This is a genomic window from Albidovulum aestuarii (assembly GCF_029961185.1).
GTDB classification, from domain to species: Bacteria; Pseudomonadota; Alphaproteobacteria; order Rhodobacterales; family Rhodobacteraceae; genus Albidovulum; species Albidovulum aestuarii.
In genome coordinates this window covers 251,210-266,161 of the sequence record NZ_JASBQQ010000006.1, presented here as the reverse complement: position 1 = coordinate 266,161, position 14,952 = coordinate 251,210, and the positions used below count along the sequence as shown (strand labels likewise).

Here is a 14,952-nt window from a genome sequence, read left to right as displayed (position 1 = left end):
TTCCAGAGCCCCATCGCCTTCGAGCGAAAGGCCCGGGAAGTGAGCTAAACGCTCTCCACCAAAGCCGGGCAAGTCCAGTATTTTTCTGAAGCTGTTCGTCTTCAGCCACCATCGGTGAAATCGCGCGATCGACTGCCTTACGAAAGGAAGCAGCAGATTGGTTCCAATGACCGGCGAGAAACGAGTTCTCCGCATCCTCAAACGCTCGCGCTACGGTTGCCGGAAGAAACTCTGGAATGATTGGTGACTTTCGCCCGGGAAGCTGTGAGATAAGGCGTGCCGAAATGTCATTTCGTAGTAGTATGTTGCCATCGCTCTGATCAATGGATGCGATGCTGGCTAACTTCCCGCCCTTGGTCACCCTAAGATAGAACAACGCCATCTGCTCGCACCCAACGCACGCTCCTACTGCTTGATGTGTGGGCGCTAAGCTCTGTGACCTTCTCGTGGAATGCGCCAAAGTTGTGATTTTGAAGATTTTGTATTGCGAGTTAGCAACTCCCTGGCAGGCAGCGCAATAACCCGAAATGGTGTGAGCTGGTCGACTATATTTTTCTGGCACCCTTGCCACGTTCATACCCTAAGCATCGTCATCATCTTCTAGAAGTAGTATGGACGGCGCGGAACGTCATCACCAATTGTCTTGTGCCACTACCTGTGCCAAAAGTGTGCCACTGTGCCAGAGCGGACTTGGCGGAATTGGTAGACGCCCGAGACTTAAAATCTTGTTTTCCTTACGGAAAGTGCGGGTTCGAGTCCCGCAGTCCGCACCACTAATTGGACTTAAAATCCCTAGGCCGAAAGGCCGTGCCGGTTCAAATCCGGCCGCGGGTACCAGAGATGCCTCAGCTCAACGCCTGAAACTCCACCCGGCGGTTTTCCGGGGCTTTCGGGTCGGCCTGATCGGCGAGGAAGCGTTCACCAAGGCCGACCGCCTCAAGCCGCGTGGCGGCGATGCCGCAATCGCGGACCAGATATCGCTGCACTTCTTCGGCGCGGAGTTGCGACAGGCGTTCGTTATAGGCATCCGACCCGGATGCGTCTGTATGGCCGGCAATGCGGAAAAGCTGGATGTCGCTTTCGCGCATGACGGAACACAGCTGCGCCAGCAGCGGTTTCTGATCCTCGGTCAGCGCCGCGGAATCGAAAGCGAACCGGATATTGACGTTGATTTGCAATTCGGGCGCCAACTGGCCGAATACCACCTGCTTCGGCGCCTCCTCCGGGGTTCCGGTCTGCGCCTGATCAGGAACATCGAGTGTGAGCGGCTCAAGTTCAACCGTCACGCCGCCGCCGGTATCTCCCGATGTGGTGGGCTCGGCGGCTTCCGTCGCCACCTCGACATCGTCAACGGTGACCAGCGTCAGCCCCCGGGTTTGCCCGACACCGCTTTCCGACGCCGCTCGGAACGCATCCCTCTGGTTGCGGAACACCTGCAGAAGTTCATCATCCGTAAAGGATTGCGCTGACGCCGGAACACCGGTCGCGACAAGGCAAAGCAGGGCCGGAACGAGCGGAAAGCGGAGCATGAAATCCATCCAAGAAATAGGCATTAAATCACCGCAGAGTTTACGCTATACTGGCCTTGTTTTCAATTCGCCCATTGTCCGGATGCATCCATAGTCATGAAACCCATACCTTATTGCGACCCGACCGCACCCTGCCGGTGACCCCGATGCACAGCGCCACAACTGTCATCCCTGTCACCCGGTCTCGCCTCCCGGTTGCGCGGGGCGCCGGTCTGACCCATCGCGGCCTCGTTCGCGATCGCAATGAGGACGTGATCCTGACCGATCCCGGCGGGCGGCTCTGGGCGGTTGCGGACGGGATGGGCGGCTATGGCCATGGCGATGTGGCGTCGGATATTGTGATCGACAGCCTTGAAACCATCGACGATGGCGATCCCCCTGCCGAGGCGCTGGCACATCGGCTCGCCGATGCCAATGCGATCATGCAAGCCCGCGCCGCAGAACCGGGGATGGGCCCGATGGGCTCCACCGTCGTGGCCGTGATAATCAGCGGGGCCCATGCCCAGATTGCCTGGGCCGGTGACAGCCGCGCCTACCTCTTGCGTGGAAACCGTCTGCGGCTTCTGACACGCGATCATTCGCTGGTGCAGGATCTTGTCGACAGAGGCGAGCTGAGCCCCGACGCGGCCGGGACCCATCCCGAGGCACATATCGTCACCCGCGCGATCGGTGGAGACGAGGGGTTCGAGGCGGAGCAGATGACCGTTCCGGTCACCTCCGGCGACCGGCTGCTGCTGTGTTCTGACGGCCTGACCTGCTGCGTCTTTGAACCGGCGATTGCCGGGCTCCTTTCCGCTGCCGCAACCCCGGACGAAGCCTGCCGCGACCTTGTCCGCGCCGCGCTGGAGGCCGGTGCGCCAGACAATGTCTCGGTCATCGTGATCGATATCGAGGAGGGGTAGAGGATGCAGCCCGGAAACATTGTCGGGCCCGTCATCGTTGCCATCGGCGTTGTCATCGCCGCCATCGCCTTCGCCGTCATCTCCACCCTTTTGCAGACTGCCGATGCGGGCGCGGACCTGCGCATGTCACGGCTGGAAGAAGCCCTTGCGACCGCCGAGGCCGACCGGGCCCGGCTGCGGGCGGACCTTGCGGGCCTGCGCACCGATCTGGCGCGGCTGCGCGAGGATATGAGCCTGATGGCGAACCGAACGGCCACCCCGGACCCGACCGGCTTCGACCTGCCCGACGAGGATTTCGAGAACCCGCCCGAGACCGAGGCACTGACCGAGGCGATGCTTCTTGCCAAGACCCGCTTCAACAAGGGCGTCACCCAGCCGAAGAACCGCGTGATGATGGAGGTGCTCGGAGCCCCTCGTGACAATTACTCGACCGATTGTCAGTCGGTCACCAATCCGCGCCTCAAGGCCCTGATGGAAACCCGTCAGATCGGCCCGATCCGGGTGACGATGCTGCGCCCTGCGCTTGACTCGCTTGAGCGCATCATGGACCGGCTGAACCAAAGCGACCCTGACATTCATGACAAGATTGGCACCGCCGGCGCGGTCTGCGCGCGGTTCATCCGCGGATCGACCACGTCAGTGTCGAACCATTCCTGGGGCACGGCCATCGACCTGACACTGGCCGGAGAACTTGACCCGTTCGCCGATGGCGGCACCCAGTTCGGCCTGCTGATCCTCGCCGAATATTTCAATGACGAGGGCTGGTTCTGGGGCGCGACCTACGGGCGGGAGGATTCCATGCATTTCGAGGTTGGTGAGGAAACCCTGCGCGCCTGGGCCGCCGACGGGAAGCTCTGAGCTGATGGCGGGGCGCGGTGCCGAACCGGTAACCCCCTACGACCGCGCCGCAGGGCCGGTCCTCGACTGGGCCGAAACCCTGCCGAGATTGCGCAATGCCGACCCCCGCACGGTGCTGGACGAGGCCGTCGCCCGATTGGATCGCTTCAGCGAAGCGCTGCGCCATGCAAGCGTGCCCGCGGCCTCGGTCGCACCGGCGCGGTATGCGCTCGCCCTGATCATCGACGCACAGCTCAGGGCCAATCGCCGGATCGATGCACGAAACTGGTCGGCAGCGGCCCATCGGCTTCTTTTCGACGGGCGCGAGATGTCGCCCGCCAAGATCCGCGACCTCATGGACCGGGCAAGGTCAGCGGGGGCAGAATTCGAGCCCGTCCTCAGGTTTCTCGAAAGCTGCCTCGCCCGGATCGAAGGCGCACGACGGCATTTCGACCGCAAAATCGGCCCGGGTTGGGCCGGGATAACGGCGGTACTGGTTCTAGGGTTCTGCTGCGCGATGCTGGCATGGATCGGTTGGGTCGAATACCGGTTCCACCGCGAACTTTCGCGTGTCTTCGCAGCCGAGCGGCTGACCATCGGGCTGGACCGCGAGGGCACCATACCCGATCTCGCCCCGCGGCTGGACCGTCTGAGCACCACCGTCCGAAGGGTCGCGTCCGAGGCTGAACACGCCCCGATCCGGCTCTTCGCGGGCCCGCTGGGCTTTGACGCCGTCGCCAGCGCCGGGAACGACTATGACGCGGCCGTGCAGCGCCACCTGCCGTTCCTTCTCGCGCAGCGGATCGACGCGGCCATCGCGACCGAGGGCGAACCGGTCCTGCTTTACGACGATCTGCGCGCCTGGTCGGTTCTTGCCGGGCAAAGCGACTGGTCGCCTGCCTATCTCGCAGGCTGGATCGAAGACCGCGAGGGGGCTGCGCTGTCCGAGCACGTCGCGTGGCTCCGTCCGCCCGAAACCCCGTTGCCCCGACCCGACGCGGACCTGATGGAACAAGCCCGGCATATCGCGACCGAGGCGGATGAGGTCGAACGCGCCTATCTGGAACTGCGCCGCTCGGCAGGTATCGCAGCTATTCCCGGATGGCAGGCCGACGCGGCTGTGCCGGGGCTCTCTAGCCTCCTGCACCGCCGCTCGGGCCTGTCCATGGATGCGCCCTTGCCTGCGCTCTTCACCGTGGCGGGCTGGGATCATGCCCGCGATATCGGTGCGGGCAGCGCGGTTCAGGTGGCACGGGCCGAGGCCGCCGCGCTGTTCCCGACGCCACCCGCCAACCACAACGACACGCCCGACCGGCTGCTCGATAGGCTTCAGCGCGATACGGTGGCAGCCTGGCGCAGCTATCTGACCGATCTTCAGGTTCAGCCGTTCTCCGATCCAGACCGGGCCGTGCTGATCTCGGGCCAGCTTTCCCGCGCCCCCTCGCCACTCGACGCGCTCCTGCGCGCGGTCTGGGCCGAGGCGGGCGGATTGGACCGACGCCGCAGCCATGATCAGCAACTGGCCGTAGCAACCGCGTTCGCGCCGATGATCCAGTATCTCGAACAGGGTCGGATGCGCGACATCTCCGACCTTTTCGCCGGTCTGAACGTGGCCCTTGGCGCGATGGACCTGGATGCCGAGACCGGATTGCAGCGGCTGATGAGTGCGCAGGACCGCGCCGCCTCCATTGCCGCGCTCCGGCAGGCGCCGCCGGTGGTGGTCGGGATCGTCGAGGACGTCCTGGCGCAGACCAGCGCGGCCCATGCCGATCTTCTGACCAACCCGCTGACCCGCGCCTGGCAGGCCGAAGTGCTGCCCGCCTGCCGCGACATGGAGGCGCGGTTTCCCTTCGCCGAGGGGCCGGATGCCGACCCGACAATGGTTACACGACTGCTGGCGCCGGGCGGCGCCATTGACCGCTATCTGCGCAGCCGCGCGGCACCCTATCTCGACATGACGGGACCGGAATGGCGTTGGAAGCCCGAAGCGCGGTTCTCCGGTCTCGCCCCGGAAAGCGCGATCTTTCTTCAGCGTGCCAGTGTGATCTCGGCAGCATTCTACGGGCCGGACGGCACGCTTGGCACCGATCTCGGCCTCGCCGCGCTGGCCGAACGCGGCAAGGCGTTCATGGCGATCGGCGGCACCGGCGGCGCGGTCGAGGCGACGGGCGAGGCGCTTGATCTGCACTGGCCCGGGCCCGAACCGGCGAAAGGGGCCGAGGTCAGCTTTCAGACCGCCGAGGGCGCGGCGCGGATCGCGGAACCGGGACCATGGGGTTTGCTGCGGCTACTCGCGCCCCTCAGATTGCGCGAACGCGACGGCGGGCAGCGGATACTCGTCGACCTGCGCGAAGGCGACGCGCGGCTGTTTCTCGAAATTACCTTCGACCGGCCCGGCAATCCGGTGTCGCGCCACTCGATCCTGAGCGGGTTCGTCTGCCCTCAGGTCCTCTGACGCCAGCGCAAGGCCGGTGAGGGAAATCCCGCCTCTGATTTCAGGGGCTGTTCGGCTATACTGACACTGTATTTCAGAACCGGCCCGCAAGGGCGATTTCATAAAGGACTGGACTTGTGCCCGACACCCGCGTGATTTCCGCCTCCGTGCCCGCTTTCGGCGAGGATGTCTCGTTCGCCCGGATGGAGGGGTTCGATGAGGTCAGCCGTCCCTTCCATTTCGACCTTTCACTCGTTTCAAAAAACCTCGACCTGAAGGCCGCGGATGTGCTTGGCACCCGCGCGACCATCGTCGTTTCGGGCGATCCTGAGCGGCATTTCGACGGATTCGTGTCCGAGTTCGCGCTGGCCGATATCCGCGACGATCTTGCCCATTACCGGCTCGCGCTCGTCCCGTGGCTCTGGTTTTTGTCGCTGAAGACCGACAACCGCATCTTCCAGAACCAAAGCGTGGTGGATATCGTCGAGGCCGTCTTCGGCGACTATCCCGATGCCGATTTCGAAAAGCGCCTGACGGGATCATATCCGCCGCGTGTTTACTGCGTGCAGTACGGTGAAAGCGACCTTGATTTCGTACAAAGGCTGCTGGAACACGAAGGCATCTTTTATTTCTTCGAACATGAGAATGGCGCCCACAGGCTGATCCTCGCCGATGACAGCACCACGCTGACACCGGCGGCTGGCGCCGAAACCCTGCCTTTCGAACCTGACAGCCGCATCAGCTTCGAGGACGGCGATTTCATCACCACCTGGCTACCCGTCAGCCGCGTCCAGCCGGGCGGCTTCGCACAAACCGACTATGATTTCATCAAACCGTCCTCCGACCTCATGTCGAAGACCGAAAACCCGGTCGGCCATGCGCAGGATGCGAGCGAGAACTACCACTATCCTGGCACCTATACCGAACTCGCCCGCGGCGACACGCTCTCCGCGCTCCGGCTGGAAGAGTTGCAGGCCTCACAGCGCCGCATCGCGGCGGCAGGCACCGCGCGGCCGCTCTGGTCGGGGCGGGCCTTCACGCTTGACCTCTTTCCGCGCGAGGCCGAGAACGACGACTACATCGTACTTCGCGTGGACTACGAGTTGTGGGACGCCCAGTTCCGCTCCGGTCAGGTTCCGGGCGATTTCGGGTATTCCGCGCGCTTCACGGTCGCGCCCAAGGCCATCGCCTACCGTCCGCCCCGGGTCACCCCGAAACCGGTGATGAAAGGGCCGCAGACGGCGGTCGTGGTCGGCCCGGCGGGCGAGGAGATTTTCACCGACGAATATGCCCGCGTGAAGGTTCAGTTCCACTGGGACCGTCTGGGCGCGAAGGACGAAAACACGACCTGCATGATCCGAGTCAGCCAGACCTGGGCGGGCGCTGGCTGGGGCTTCATCCAGATCCCGCGCATCGGGCAGGAGGTGATCGTCGATTTCCTCGAAGGCGACCCTGATCAGCCGATCATCACCGGCCGGGTCTACAACGCCGAACAGATGCCGCCCTACGCGCTGCCAGGCAGTGCCAGCCAATCGGGCTGGAAATCAAACTCGACCCCCGGTGGCGGCGGCTGGAACGAGCTTCGGTTCGAGGACAAGGCTGGGTCGGAAGAGGTCTATTTTCAGGCCCAGAAGGATCACAACGAACTGGTGAAGAACGACGAAAGCCGCAAGATCGGCCGTCACTTCAGCGAAGATGTCGGCGTCGATGCCACCCAGTCCGTCGGCAATGACCGCACCGAAAGCGTCGGCAATGACAAATCGACGAGCGTCGGCAATAACCGGACGGTCAGTATCGGCTCGAACGATACCGAGACGGTCGGCGCCAACCGCGCGCTCAGCGTCGGCGGGGATGAGACGATTTCCGTCGGCGGCAATTCGACCGAGACGATCGGGGCCAATCACAGCCAGACAGTGGGCGCGATCCAGACCATCACCGTCGCCGCCGCCCGCATCGATTCCGTCGGCGCGGCGGAAACCCGCACCGTCGGTGCGGCGCAGTCGCAGACCGTGGGCCTTGCCCGCTCGGTCAGCGTCGGCGCGGTGCAGTCGCACAGCATCGGGGCGTCGGACAGCTGGGATATCGGCGCGTCACAGAGCGTCAGTGTCGGGGCGGGTCAGACCGTCAGTATCGGCGCGGGCCAGACAGTCAGCGTCGGCGCCGATCAGGGCGTGTCGGTCGGCGGCGGTCAGACGACCAGCGTCGGCGGCGACCGGGGACTTTCGATTTCGGGCAATGATGGCACGGATGTGGGTGGCGACGGTTCCGTCAAGATTGGCGGCAAATATGTGCTCGATGTCGGGGCCGAGATCACTTTGAAATGCGGCGGTGCTTCCATCGTGATGAAAAGCGGAGGCGAGATTTCGATCAAAGGCACCGACGTCACCGTCGAGGGCAGCGGAAAGATCAACGTGAAGGCGGGCGGCGACGTCAAGATCAAGGGCTCGACAGTGCACAATAACTGAGGATCAGTGCTCCAGCATCCGGTCCAGCACCGCCCCGGGATTCTCGACCTCAACCTCTTCCGGCGGGTGACGGCGGGTCCAGACCAGCATCGGCGGCGTATCGCCATTCCCACCCTCGGGTGGTTCCAGCGCTTCCAGTGCGTCCTGAAGCGCGTCGGCTTCCATCCGCCGCGCCATCGCGGTTTCTGCGCAGCGCCGGGCCCCACTGAACCACGGGCAGAGGCCAGCCGGTCCGGGAAGTGTTTTACCGATCAGACAAAGGCTGAGCGGAAAGACCCGCCCGGCACTATCGACGCCCGGCACGATCACCATCGCCGCCACGCGCGAGCCTGAGACAAGCCGGACCCGTAACCCACCTTGCGGCCAACCGGTCCCCAGCCGCAGCCTTGGCGCGACATGGCGGGTGATCCATGCATCCCAGGACCTACGGAACGCATCGGGCAATCCGCGCGTCACAAAATCGCCAGTGGCGGGCAGCTTCCCGAAGAAGCCTGCACAGGGCGGTGTCAGAACCTCTCCGGACATCTGAAATTCCCGAACATGGTGAGGTCGAAAGGATTATCCACCGAATTCGCCCGAAGTTCAAACTCGGCGCGATACCCGCCGTGCGCCAGAGTCAGCCGGAACAATTCCGGCAGATCGGTCCGGCGCAGATTGCCGCCCCGGATCATCCTGAGCCAGGCCCAGGCACCGGCTTCCGAGGCGATGAGTTCGGCGCTGCCTTCGATGGGCGCAAAGGAAAGAGAAATCAGGTTGGTGCCATCCGGTCCCGGCCAGGTCATCGGCGTCGGGCGCGTCGCGGAGTTGAAATAGACAAGGGTTTGTCCGTCCACGTTCAGCGTCACGCGGCTGGCATTGGCGGAAAGATCCTTGGGCTCAAGCGTGAAGGCCATGATCGGCCCGGCCCCGCCGGGGAAGAGGCCATCACGGATCGCTCGGGCCTGTTCGAACGGCGTCAGCGTCGCGGCATCCAGCCCGAAATCGGCGCGCCAGGTCCAGGGCCGGCGTGTTGTGTCGATATAGGGCAGGAGAAGTTCATTGGTGAAGGCGTCGACAAGCCCACCCGGCCCGAACAGCCGCTGGAAGTCGGCGACATTCACGTCGATGGCGCTGCCCGCGACGAAAGGGTAACGCCCCGCCGTGGCCGAGGTGCAGAAGGGCAGCACATCGGCCCGCCAGCGGGCATTGAGCTGGGCAATCACCGCCTCGCGCGTGACCGCGATGGTTTCACCCGCGATGCCCCTTATCCAGTCATCCACCGGGTCCGGCAGGGTAGCCGCGACATTGGCGACCTGCCCGGTCAGTTCGGGCAACCCGCCCCGCGCCAGAAGGGCGGCCTCGGGGTCGGGGCTCGCCGCGACGGTCTGAAGTTCATTCGCAAGCGCACCGATCGCCAGCTCTGCATCCCCGATCAGCGGCGGCACACCATCTGTTTCAATGATCACCGCTTTCAACGGCGCGAAATGGCCCGCGATGACCGCGCCGGGCAGAACCTCTGCCCCGCCCGATTTTCCCAAGGCCACCAGCTTGGCGCCCTTCTTGGCCAGTTTGCCGACCTTGCCGAGCTTCGAGGCCGCCTTGCTGATCACCCCTTTCGGCACCCCGCCGCCACTGCCCCCGTCCTCCTCTACCCGGGTCAGGTCGGTTTCCTCCACCACCGCGCGCAACAGCCGCTTCAGCGTACTGTCAGCGCTCGCGAGGTCCTTCAGATTGGCGGTCGCGATGCGCAGATCGGTGATGGGCGCCAGCCGCAGGTCACGCAGCAGCCCGTCCCATTGGGCGATGAAATCGTCGCTGTAAAGCTTCAGGATATCCGCCTCCAGCGTCGCCACAGAGGCATCCGAGCTTTCGGCGCAGCCACCGGCAAAGACCGCCCGGTCCAGTGCCGCCTGCGCCGCGACTTCGGGAATGAGCGGCAGCACCACATCGTGGAAACCGCGATAGGTAAATGCGCCGGGCAGACCGACACGCAACGTCTGCTGCGACAGGCGCGTCAGAACCTGCGGTGCGTTGGGGCCTGCCTTTTCCGCCGGAATCCAGTCGGTAAGCGCGGCAACGGCAGGGTCCTGCCTGAGCGCGCCATAGGCACGCACCGACAGGGGAATGGTGCAGATGCTTTGCAGGGCCGCGTTCATCAGGTCGGGGTCGGGCGCGATCTTGGTTTCCTCCCCCGCAAGCCGGTCAATGGCGGAAAGCTGGTGATCCAGCGCCGCATCCGTCGGGAAGAGGTCGATGGCGGCGGCTTCAGGCAGTGCCTCCTGCCACCAACTTGCCACGTAATCGCGGTCATAGGGCGCCATGCCCGTCATCATGAAATAGGTCTTGAGTGCGCCGAGCAGGAACTCCGGGTCGCGCACATGCCGCCACATTGTCGCCTCCAGCACCGCGACCAGTCGCGGCTCGACGATGTTGCGGGCGGCGCGGTCAAAGGCGATGCGCTGGGCCTCGGCAAGTTCAGCCTCGGCCGTGGGGCCAAGGGCGGTGAGGAATGAGGCGGGCACCTCCGTCCGTGCCGTCGCCACCGCGTTGATCGCATCAAGTGCGATGTCGAGATCCAGGGGATCGGTCGGTGCCTGCCGCGCGGCGACGTTCGACAAACGCCCGGAAAGGTCGGCGATCAGCCGTTCTTGGTCGTTGATGGCACCGGAATAGCGCAGGAAGGAAAAGAGGAAGGCGAGGCCCGCGACGCTTGTTACCAATGCAGCGCCTGCGACCGATCCGCGCCAGAGCCATTTCCGCCGCTCCTCGGCCGCGCGGTCGAAGAGGCCAAGGCCCGCTTCGGAAAAGATCACCTCGGCCAGGAGATCGCGCAGGAAGTATGACCGGGTCTCGCCGAACCGGCGGGGCTTCGGCGGTTCGGCCGACAGCCCGAAAGCCGATGAAAGTTCCCCCACCAGCCGGTCGATGGGTGACCCTTCCTGCGTGGCCGAGGTAAAATAGAAGCCGCGCAACCACGGGCTTTCCTCATAGCGGCTTTCGCCGAAGACCGTATTGATCAGGCTTTTAAGCGGCCCCTCCACCGCCGCCATCTGCGCTGGGAAGCGGAAGGTCTCGGCCCGTTCCGGCAGGGCCGCATCCCCGGCCATGCGGGCGGAAAGCCGCGCCTCGGCCGTGGCCATCAGCGCCTTGACCTCTCGTTCCACCGCCACGCCATCGACCCGCGCCTCGGTGCCGAAGGTCGCGCCCCAGACCTGTTCGCGGTCGCGGGTGGAGAGATCGGCAAAGAAGGGCTCGAACCCCGGCACTAGGTCGCATTTGGTGACCATCAGATAGACCGGCAGATGCAGGCCGAGCTTTTCGCGCAGTTCGGACAGACGCCGTCGTATCTCGCGGCCATGGGTCTGCAACTCTTCCGCCGATCCCAGGAGTTCCCGCATCGACAGGGCCACGATGACACCGTTCAGTGCCCGCCGCCCGCGATGTTTCTTCAGCATCGCGAGAAAGCCGTCCCATTCGGCGGCATCAACCCCGGGATCGCTCGCCTGCTGGACATAGCGGCCAGCCGTGTCGACCAGAACCGCCTCATCGGTAAAGAACCAGTCGCAGTTGCGGGTGCCGCCGACACCCTTGATGTCGTCCGAAAGGTCAATGGGGAAATGCAGGCCGGATTGCCTGAGCGCGGTGGTCTTGCCGGTCCCGGGCGGGCCGATCATCAGATACCATGGCATGTCGCGCAGAAATTTCCGGCTGCCGAGTTTCGACCGCTTCATCTCGGCCAGAACCGACTGGAAGCGTGTATTGACCTCGGCCACATTCGCCTCGCCCGGTTTCGGTTCTGCCACGGGTTCAGGCGCCGCCAGATCGGCCACGAACATCCGGTTCCGCCGCGCCGCACGCAAAAGCCCGATGAGGATCGAGATCAGCCAGAAAAGCACGATCACCCCAATCACGATCATCCGGGTCAGGTCTGAGGCGAGGGGCACCGCCTCGCCCACCGCGATCAGCGGGCCAAAGAGCCAGATCAGCGCGCACAGGAGGACGATGCCGACAAAGGTCCAGAAGCGGCGCGATATGAGGAACCCGAAGATCGCTTTCAGAAACCGCATGCCTATAGCCTCTTCTCGATCCGGATTTCGACCCGGCGGTTCTGCGCCCGGCCTTCCTTTGTGCCGTTATCCGCCATCGGTTCGGCATCGGCGCGCCCTTCCGATGCGATCCGCCCGGGCGGCACACCATTCGCCGCCAGAAGCCGGGCGATGGTCGCCGCGCGGGCCTCTGACAGGCCCTGATTGGAGACGAAGGGATTGGACCTTTGCACCGGGATACTGTCGGTATGGCCGATCACGGTGACCTGACCGATCACCTCGTCATTCTCGACGATCACCGCAGCGATGGAGGTGATGAGCGGTCCATAGACATCATTGATATCGGCCTTGGAGGACCGGAACACCTCCGGGTCGGACGCCTGCACGACAAGGATCGCCAGCGCCGCATCCTCGCGCCCCTTGAGCGCCGCCAGCCGATCGGGCGGGGCCTTGGCGGCAAATTCCGGCAAGAGTTCGATCACCACCGGCTCGATCACGATCTCGGGCGGAGGATCGGGGGTTTCGCGCGCCGGGCGGAAGATCGCGGCGCGTTCGGCGGGGGGAATGCGGGCGGCCAGCGCGTAAAGCTGTTCGGCGCGGGACGAAAGCTGGAGGCTGAAGCCCATATACATCGCGGTAATCAGGCCGATGGCGGCCAGCGCCACGGTCCAGAGCGGCACCGTGAACCGGCGCTTTTCGTCCGGCGCCACGACGCCCTGCCAATGCGGTGACAGCGCCGCCTGCGCCCGGTCGGGGTCGTGCATCACCCGCGCGATCTGGGTGCGCAGTGCCATCAGCGCGGCTTCGCCCGTGCCGCCTTGCACCCGGTACTTGCCGCGGAATCCTAGGCCGAGGCAGTAATAAGCCAGTTCCAGCATCTCGGGGTCGCGGTTGGCGTAACGCATCAGCTCTTCCAGCCGGTCGAAGAACCGCGTGCCTGCATCGACATCGCCCGACAGCATTGTCACCAGCGGCTGGCTCGGCCAGTCGCTGTGCCCGCCCCAGGGCGTGTTGAGCGCGATATCGTCGAGAAGCGCCGCCACGAACCATGCGGCCTGATCGGCGCGGGCCAGCGGGACGCCTGCGCCAACCGCCGCGTCGCGGGCCTCGATCAGAGTGTCATGCAGGCGGACCCGCAATGTCCCGGCCTCGGGCGGGGCGGCGGCGCGTTCCAGTTCGGGGGCAAGCTCCAGTGGCACGGCGAAGGCCGCGACCAGCGGATTGGGATGCGCCCGCGCGTGGCGGCGGCGATGCCCCGGTGTCGCGGCAACCGGCGGCGCGTTGTGGTCGCCGACCCGCCCCGTGCCGGGCGTCACCGGCCGCGCGGTCGCGGGCCGCGCGCCCTTGACCGGGCGGATGCGTGTGCGTCCGGCATCGTCCGACAGGCCAAAGGGATCGTCCTTGTTCACCATCTGCCTACCTGCTGACCGCGTAGCAGTCGATCTGCGGTTCGCGTTCCAGCTTGCCGGACACGCCGATCACGAAACCGGGCGCCTCCAGCAACTGGGTCCAGTGTTCCGATTTCTGGTCAAGTTCCAGACACAGCCGTTCGCCGTCATAGGGGATCTCGCGCGGCTGCGAATGCAGCGGTTTCAGCGCGATCCCCGGCAGACGCGATTTCCAGAGCTTCTCGAATTCATCCGCCGCCCCGACCGTGGCCTGACCTGCAAAGATCCGGCGCAGGCTTTCGTCCGACATCTCCGATCCCACGCGCAGCACGATGCGGCTGGATTTCAAAAGCTCGGGATTGTCGATGCGGACTTTCCAGATGTTCTGGGAATGCTTCGCCACCGGCAGGGCGCGGGATTTCGGCTCCACATGCCTGAGCGACAGGATCATGGACCGGAGCGTATCGGCGAGCGCCGCGAAGGCCGACTGCGGGGCGGCATGGTCATAGGCGGGCAGATCGGTCAGACGGCGGGACGATGAGCCGTAGGTCGCCATGCGGCCCGCAAGCCCGGCAAGCTCACCGAAAAGATCGGACGGATGGCAGAGGTCTTGGGTCAGAAGATGCGCCAGCCGGGGCTGGGCTGCATTCGCGAGTTCGAGGATCAGGAGGTTTTCCACCGACCGTCCGGCGCCGCCGCGCACCAGCCCGCCATGGGCCTCGGCGATCCGCTCAAGCCCCGTGACCAGTTCCTTCAAAAGCCCGGCATACCAGGGCGCGGCTCCGATGGTCAGCGCGGGCGGCAGGTAGCCGTCACTCAGCGCGACCGAGCCGTCGGCCTTCAGCCCCTCAACCCGGGCAAGGGCGAGCGTAGTGTAGCCCGCCATCTCATCGCCCGGTGCGATCAGCCGCGCGGCAAGGCGGGCGACCTCGATCTCTTCGGTCTCGGCCCCGCCGCGCACGGCATCGCGCGCGGTAATCATCGTGCCGCGATAGCGCGCGCCCGTGGGCTCGGCATGGGCGGGGTCGACCGAGGCCGCGCCCCGGCTTTCCACGGGGATCGCCAGCGAAACGAGACCCGCCGCATCGCCTTTGACCGCAAGCGCCGGCGGCGGCTCCATGTCGCCCGGAATGGCGAAGGGCGAGCCGTCGGGGAAAAGTCCCTCAGCCTTCGCCACGGCTATCTGCCCGGCATCGAGCGCGGCCGTATCAAGCTCCAGCGCTGAGAACCCGTAGGTCTGCAGATGGCCCGCGCGCAGGCCCGCCCGCATCAGCGCCTCGGCATAGCGGTCCTGCTGCTGGAAATGCTGGGTCCTGAGGAAAAGCCCTTCCGACCAGACAACCTTGTTGCGTTCCGTCATTCCCGTTCCCTC

10 protein-coding genes and 1 tRNA gene are annotated in these 14,952 nt (G+C 65.1%); 5 read left to right on the top strand and 6 right to left on the bottom strand.

Annotation, left to right across the window (positions count from 1 at the left end; translation table 11 throughout):
* The coding region (locus QKW60_RS15125) for a hypothetical protein (RefSeq protein ID WP_282369891.1) at positions 1 to 382 on the bottom strand (382 nt) is incomplete at its 3' end.
* Positions 383 to 684: 302 nt separating this feature from the next.
* On the opposite strand from QKW60_RS15125, the gene QKW60_RS15120 reads away from it, so the two are divergent.
* Positions 685 to 773 (top strand) — tRNA-Leu (locus QKW60_RS15120).
* Positions 774 to 845: 72 nt separating this feature from the next.
* Here the strand turns inward: QKW60_RS15120 and QKW60_RS15115 are convergent.
* Positions 846 to 1,529 carry an OmpA family protein gene (locus QKW60_RS15115; RefSeq protein ID WP_282369889.1) on the bottom strand — a complete coding sequence of 228 codons (684 nt, stop codon included), beginning with the start codon at positions 1,527 to 1,529 and terminating at the stop codon, positions 846 to 848.
* A 146-nt stretch (positions 1,530 to 1,675) separates the two neighbouring features.
* On the opposite strand from QKW60_RS15115, the gene QKW60_RS15110 reads away from it, so the two are divergent.
* From QKW60_RS15110 to QKW60_RS15095, 4 genes are all read left to right on the top strand, one after another.
* A complete protein-coding gene (locus QKW60_RS15110) occupies positions 1,676 to 2,431 on the top strand; it encodes a PP2C family protein-serine/threonine phosphatase (protein WP_282369887.1) in 756 nt (251 codons plus the stop codon).
* A 3-nt stretch (positions 2,432 to 2,434) separates the two neighbouring features.
* On the top strand, positions 2,435 to 3,289 hold the full coding sequence (locus QKW60_RS15105) for a M15 family metallopeptidase (protein WP_282369885.1): 855 nt from the start codon (positions 2,435 to 2,437) through the stop codon (positions 3,287 to 3,289).
* A 4-nt stretch (positions 3,290 to 3,293) separates the two neighbouring features.
* Positions 3,294 to 5,723, top strand: coding sequence for an ImcF-related family protein (locus QKW60_RS15100; RefSeq protein ID WP_282369883.1), 2,430 nt, complete (start codon positions 3,294 to 3,296; stop codon positions 5,721 to 5,723).
* A 116-nt stretch (positions 5,724 to 5,839) separates the two neighbouring features.
* Positions 5,840 to 8,167 (top strand): type VI secretion system Vgr family protein, encoded by a 2,328-nt coding sequence (locus QKW60_RS15095; protein ID WP_282369881.1) that lies wholly within the window; start codon positions 5,840 to 5,842, stop codon positions 8,165 to 8,167.
* 3 nt (positions 8,168 to 8,170) lie between these two features.
* Here QKW60_RS15095 and tagF read toward each other — a convergent pair whose 3' ends face one another.
* From tagF to tssK, 4 genes are read right to left on the bottom strand one after another with little or no spacing between them, the layout of a single operon-like run.
* Entirely contained in the window at positions 8,171 to 8,692 is a 522-nt protein-coding gene (gene tagF, locus QKW60_RS15090) for a type VI secretion system-associated protein TagF (RefSeq protein WP_282369880.1), read from the bottom strand.
* Positions 8,674 to 12,213, bottom strand: coding sequence for a type VI secretion system membrane subunit TssM (gene tssM, locus QKW60_RS15085; RefSeq protein WP_282369879.1), 3,540 nt, complete (start codon positions 12,211 to 12,213; stop codon positions 8,674 to 8,676). Before tssM ends, tagF begins: the two co-directional genes overlap by 19 nt.
* Before the next feature lie 2 nt (positions 12,214 to 12,215).
* The gene (gene icmH, locus QKW60_RS15080) at positions 12,216 to 13,604 is read right to left on the bottom strand and encodes a type IVB secretion system protein IcmH/DotU (RefSeq protein WP_282369878.1); all 1,389 of its coding nucleotides are present in this window, start codon (positions 13,602 to 13,604) and stop codon (positions 12,216 to 12,218) included.
* Positions 13,605 to 13,608: 4 nt separating this feature from the next.
* Positions 13,609 to 14,940: a type VI secretion system baseplate subunit TssK gene (tssK, locus tag QKW60_RS15075; RefSeq protein ID WP_282369877.1), complete on the bottom strand. Its 1,332-nt coding sequence runs from the start codon at positions 14,938 to 14,940 to the stop codon at positions 13,609 to 13,611.
* Positions 14,941 to 14,952: the final 12 nt, after the last annotated feature.

Coding starts and splice junctions, on each gene's coding strand:
- QKW60_RS15115 (WP_282369889.1), bottom strand. CDS start 1,529: ATGCTCCGCTTTCCGCTCGTTCCGGCCCTGCTTTGCCTTGTCGCGACC.
- QKW60_RS15110 (WP_282369887.1), top strand. CDS start 1,676: ATGCACAGCGCCACAACTGTCATCCCTGTCACCCGGTCTCGCCTCCCG.
- QKW60_RS15105 (WP_282369885.1), top strand. CDS start 2,435: ATGCAGCCCGGAAACATTGTCGGGCCCGTCATCGTTGCCATCGGCGTT.
- QKW60_RS15100 (WP_282369883.1), top strand. CDS start 3,294: ATGGCGGGGCGCGGTGCCGAACCGGTAACCCCCTACGACCGCGCCGCA.
- tagF (WP_282369880.1), bottom strand. CDS start 8,692: ATGTCCGGAGAGGTTCTGACACCGCCCTGTGCAGGCTTCTTCGGGAAG.
- tssM (WP_282369879.1), bottom strand. CDS start 12,213: ATGCGGTTTCTGAAAGCGATCTTCGGGTTCCTCATATCGCGCCGCTTC.
- icmH (WP_282369878.1), bottom strand. CDS start 13,604: ATGGTGAACAAGGACGATCCCTTTGGCCTGTCGGACGATGCCGGACGC.
- tssK (WP_282369877.1), bottom strand. CDS start 14,940: ATGACGGAACGCAACAAGGTTGTCTGGTCGGAAGGGCTTTTCCTCAGG.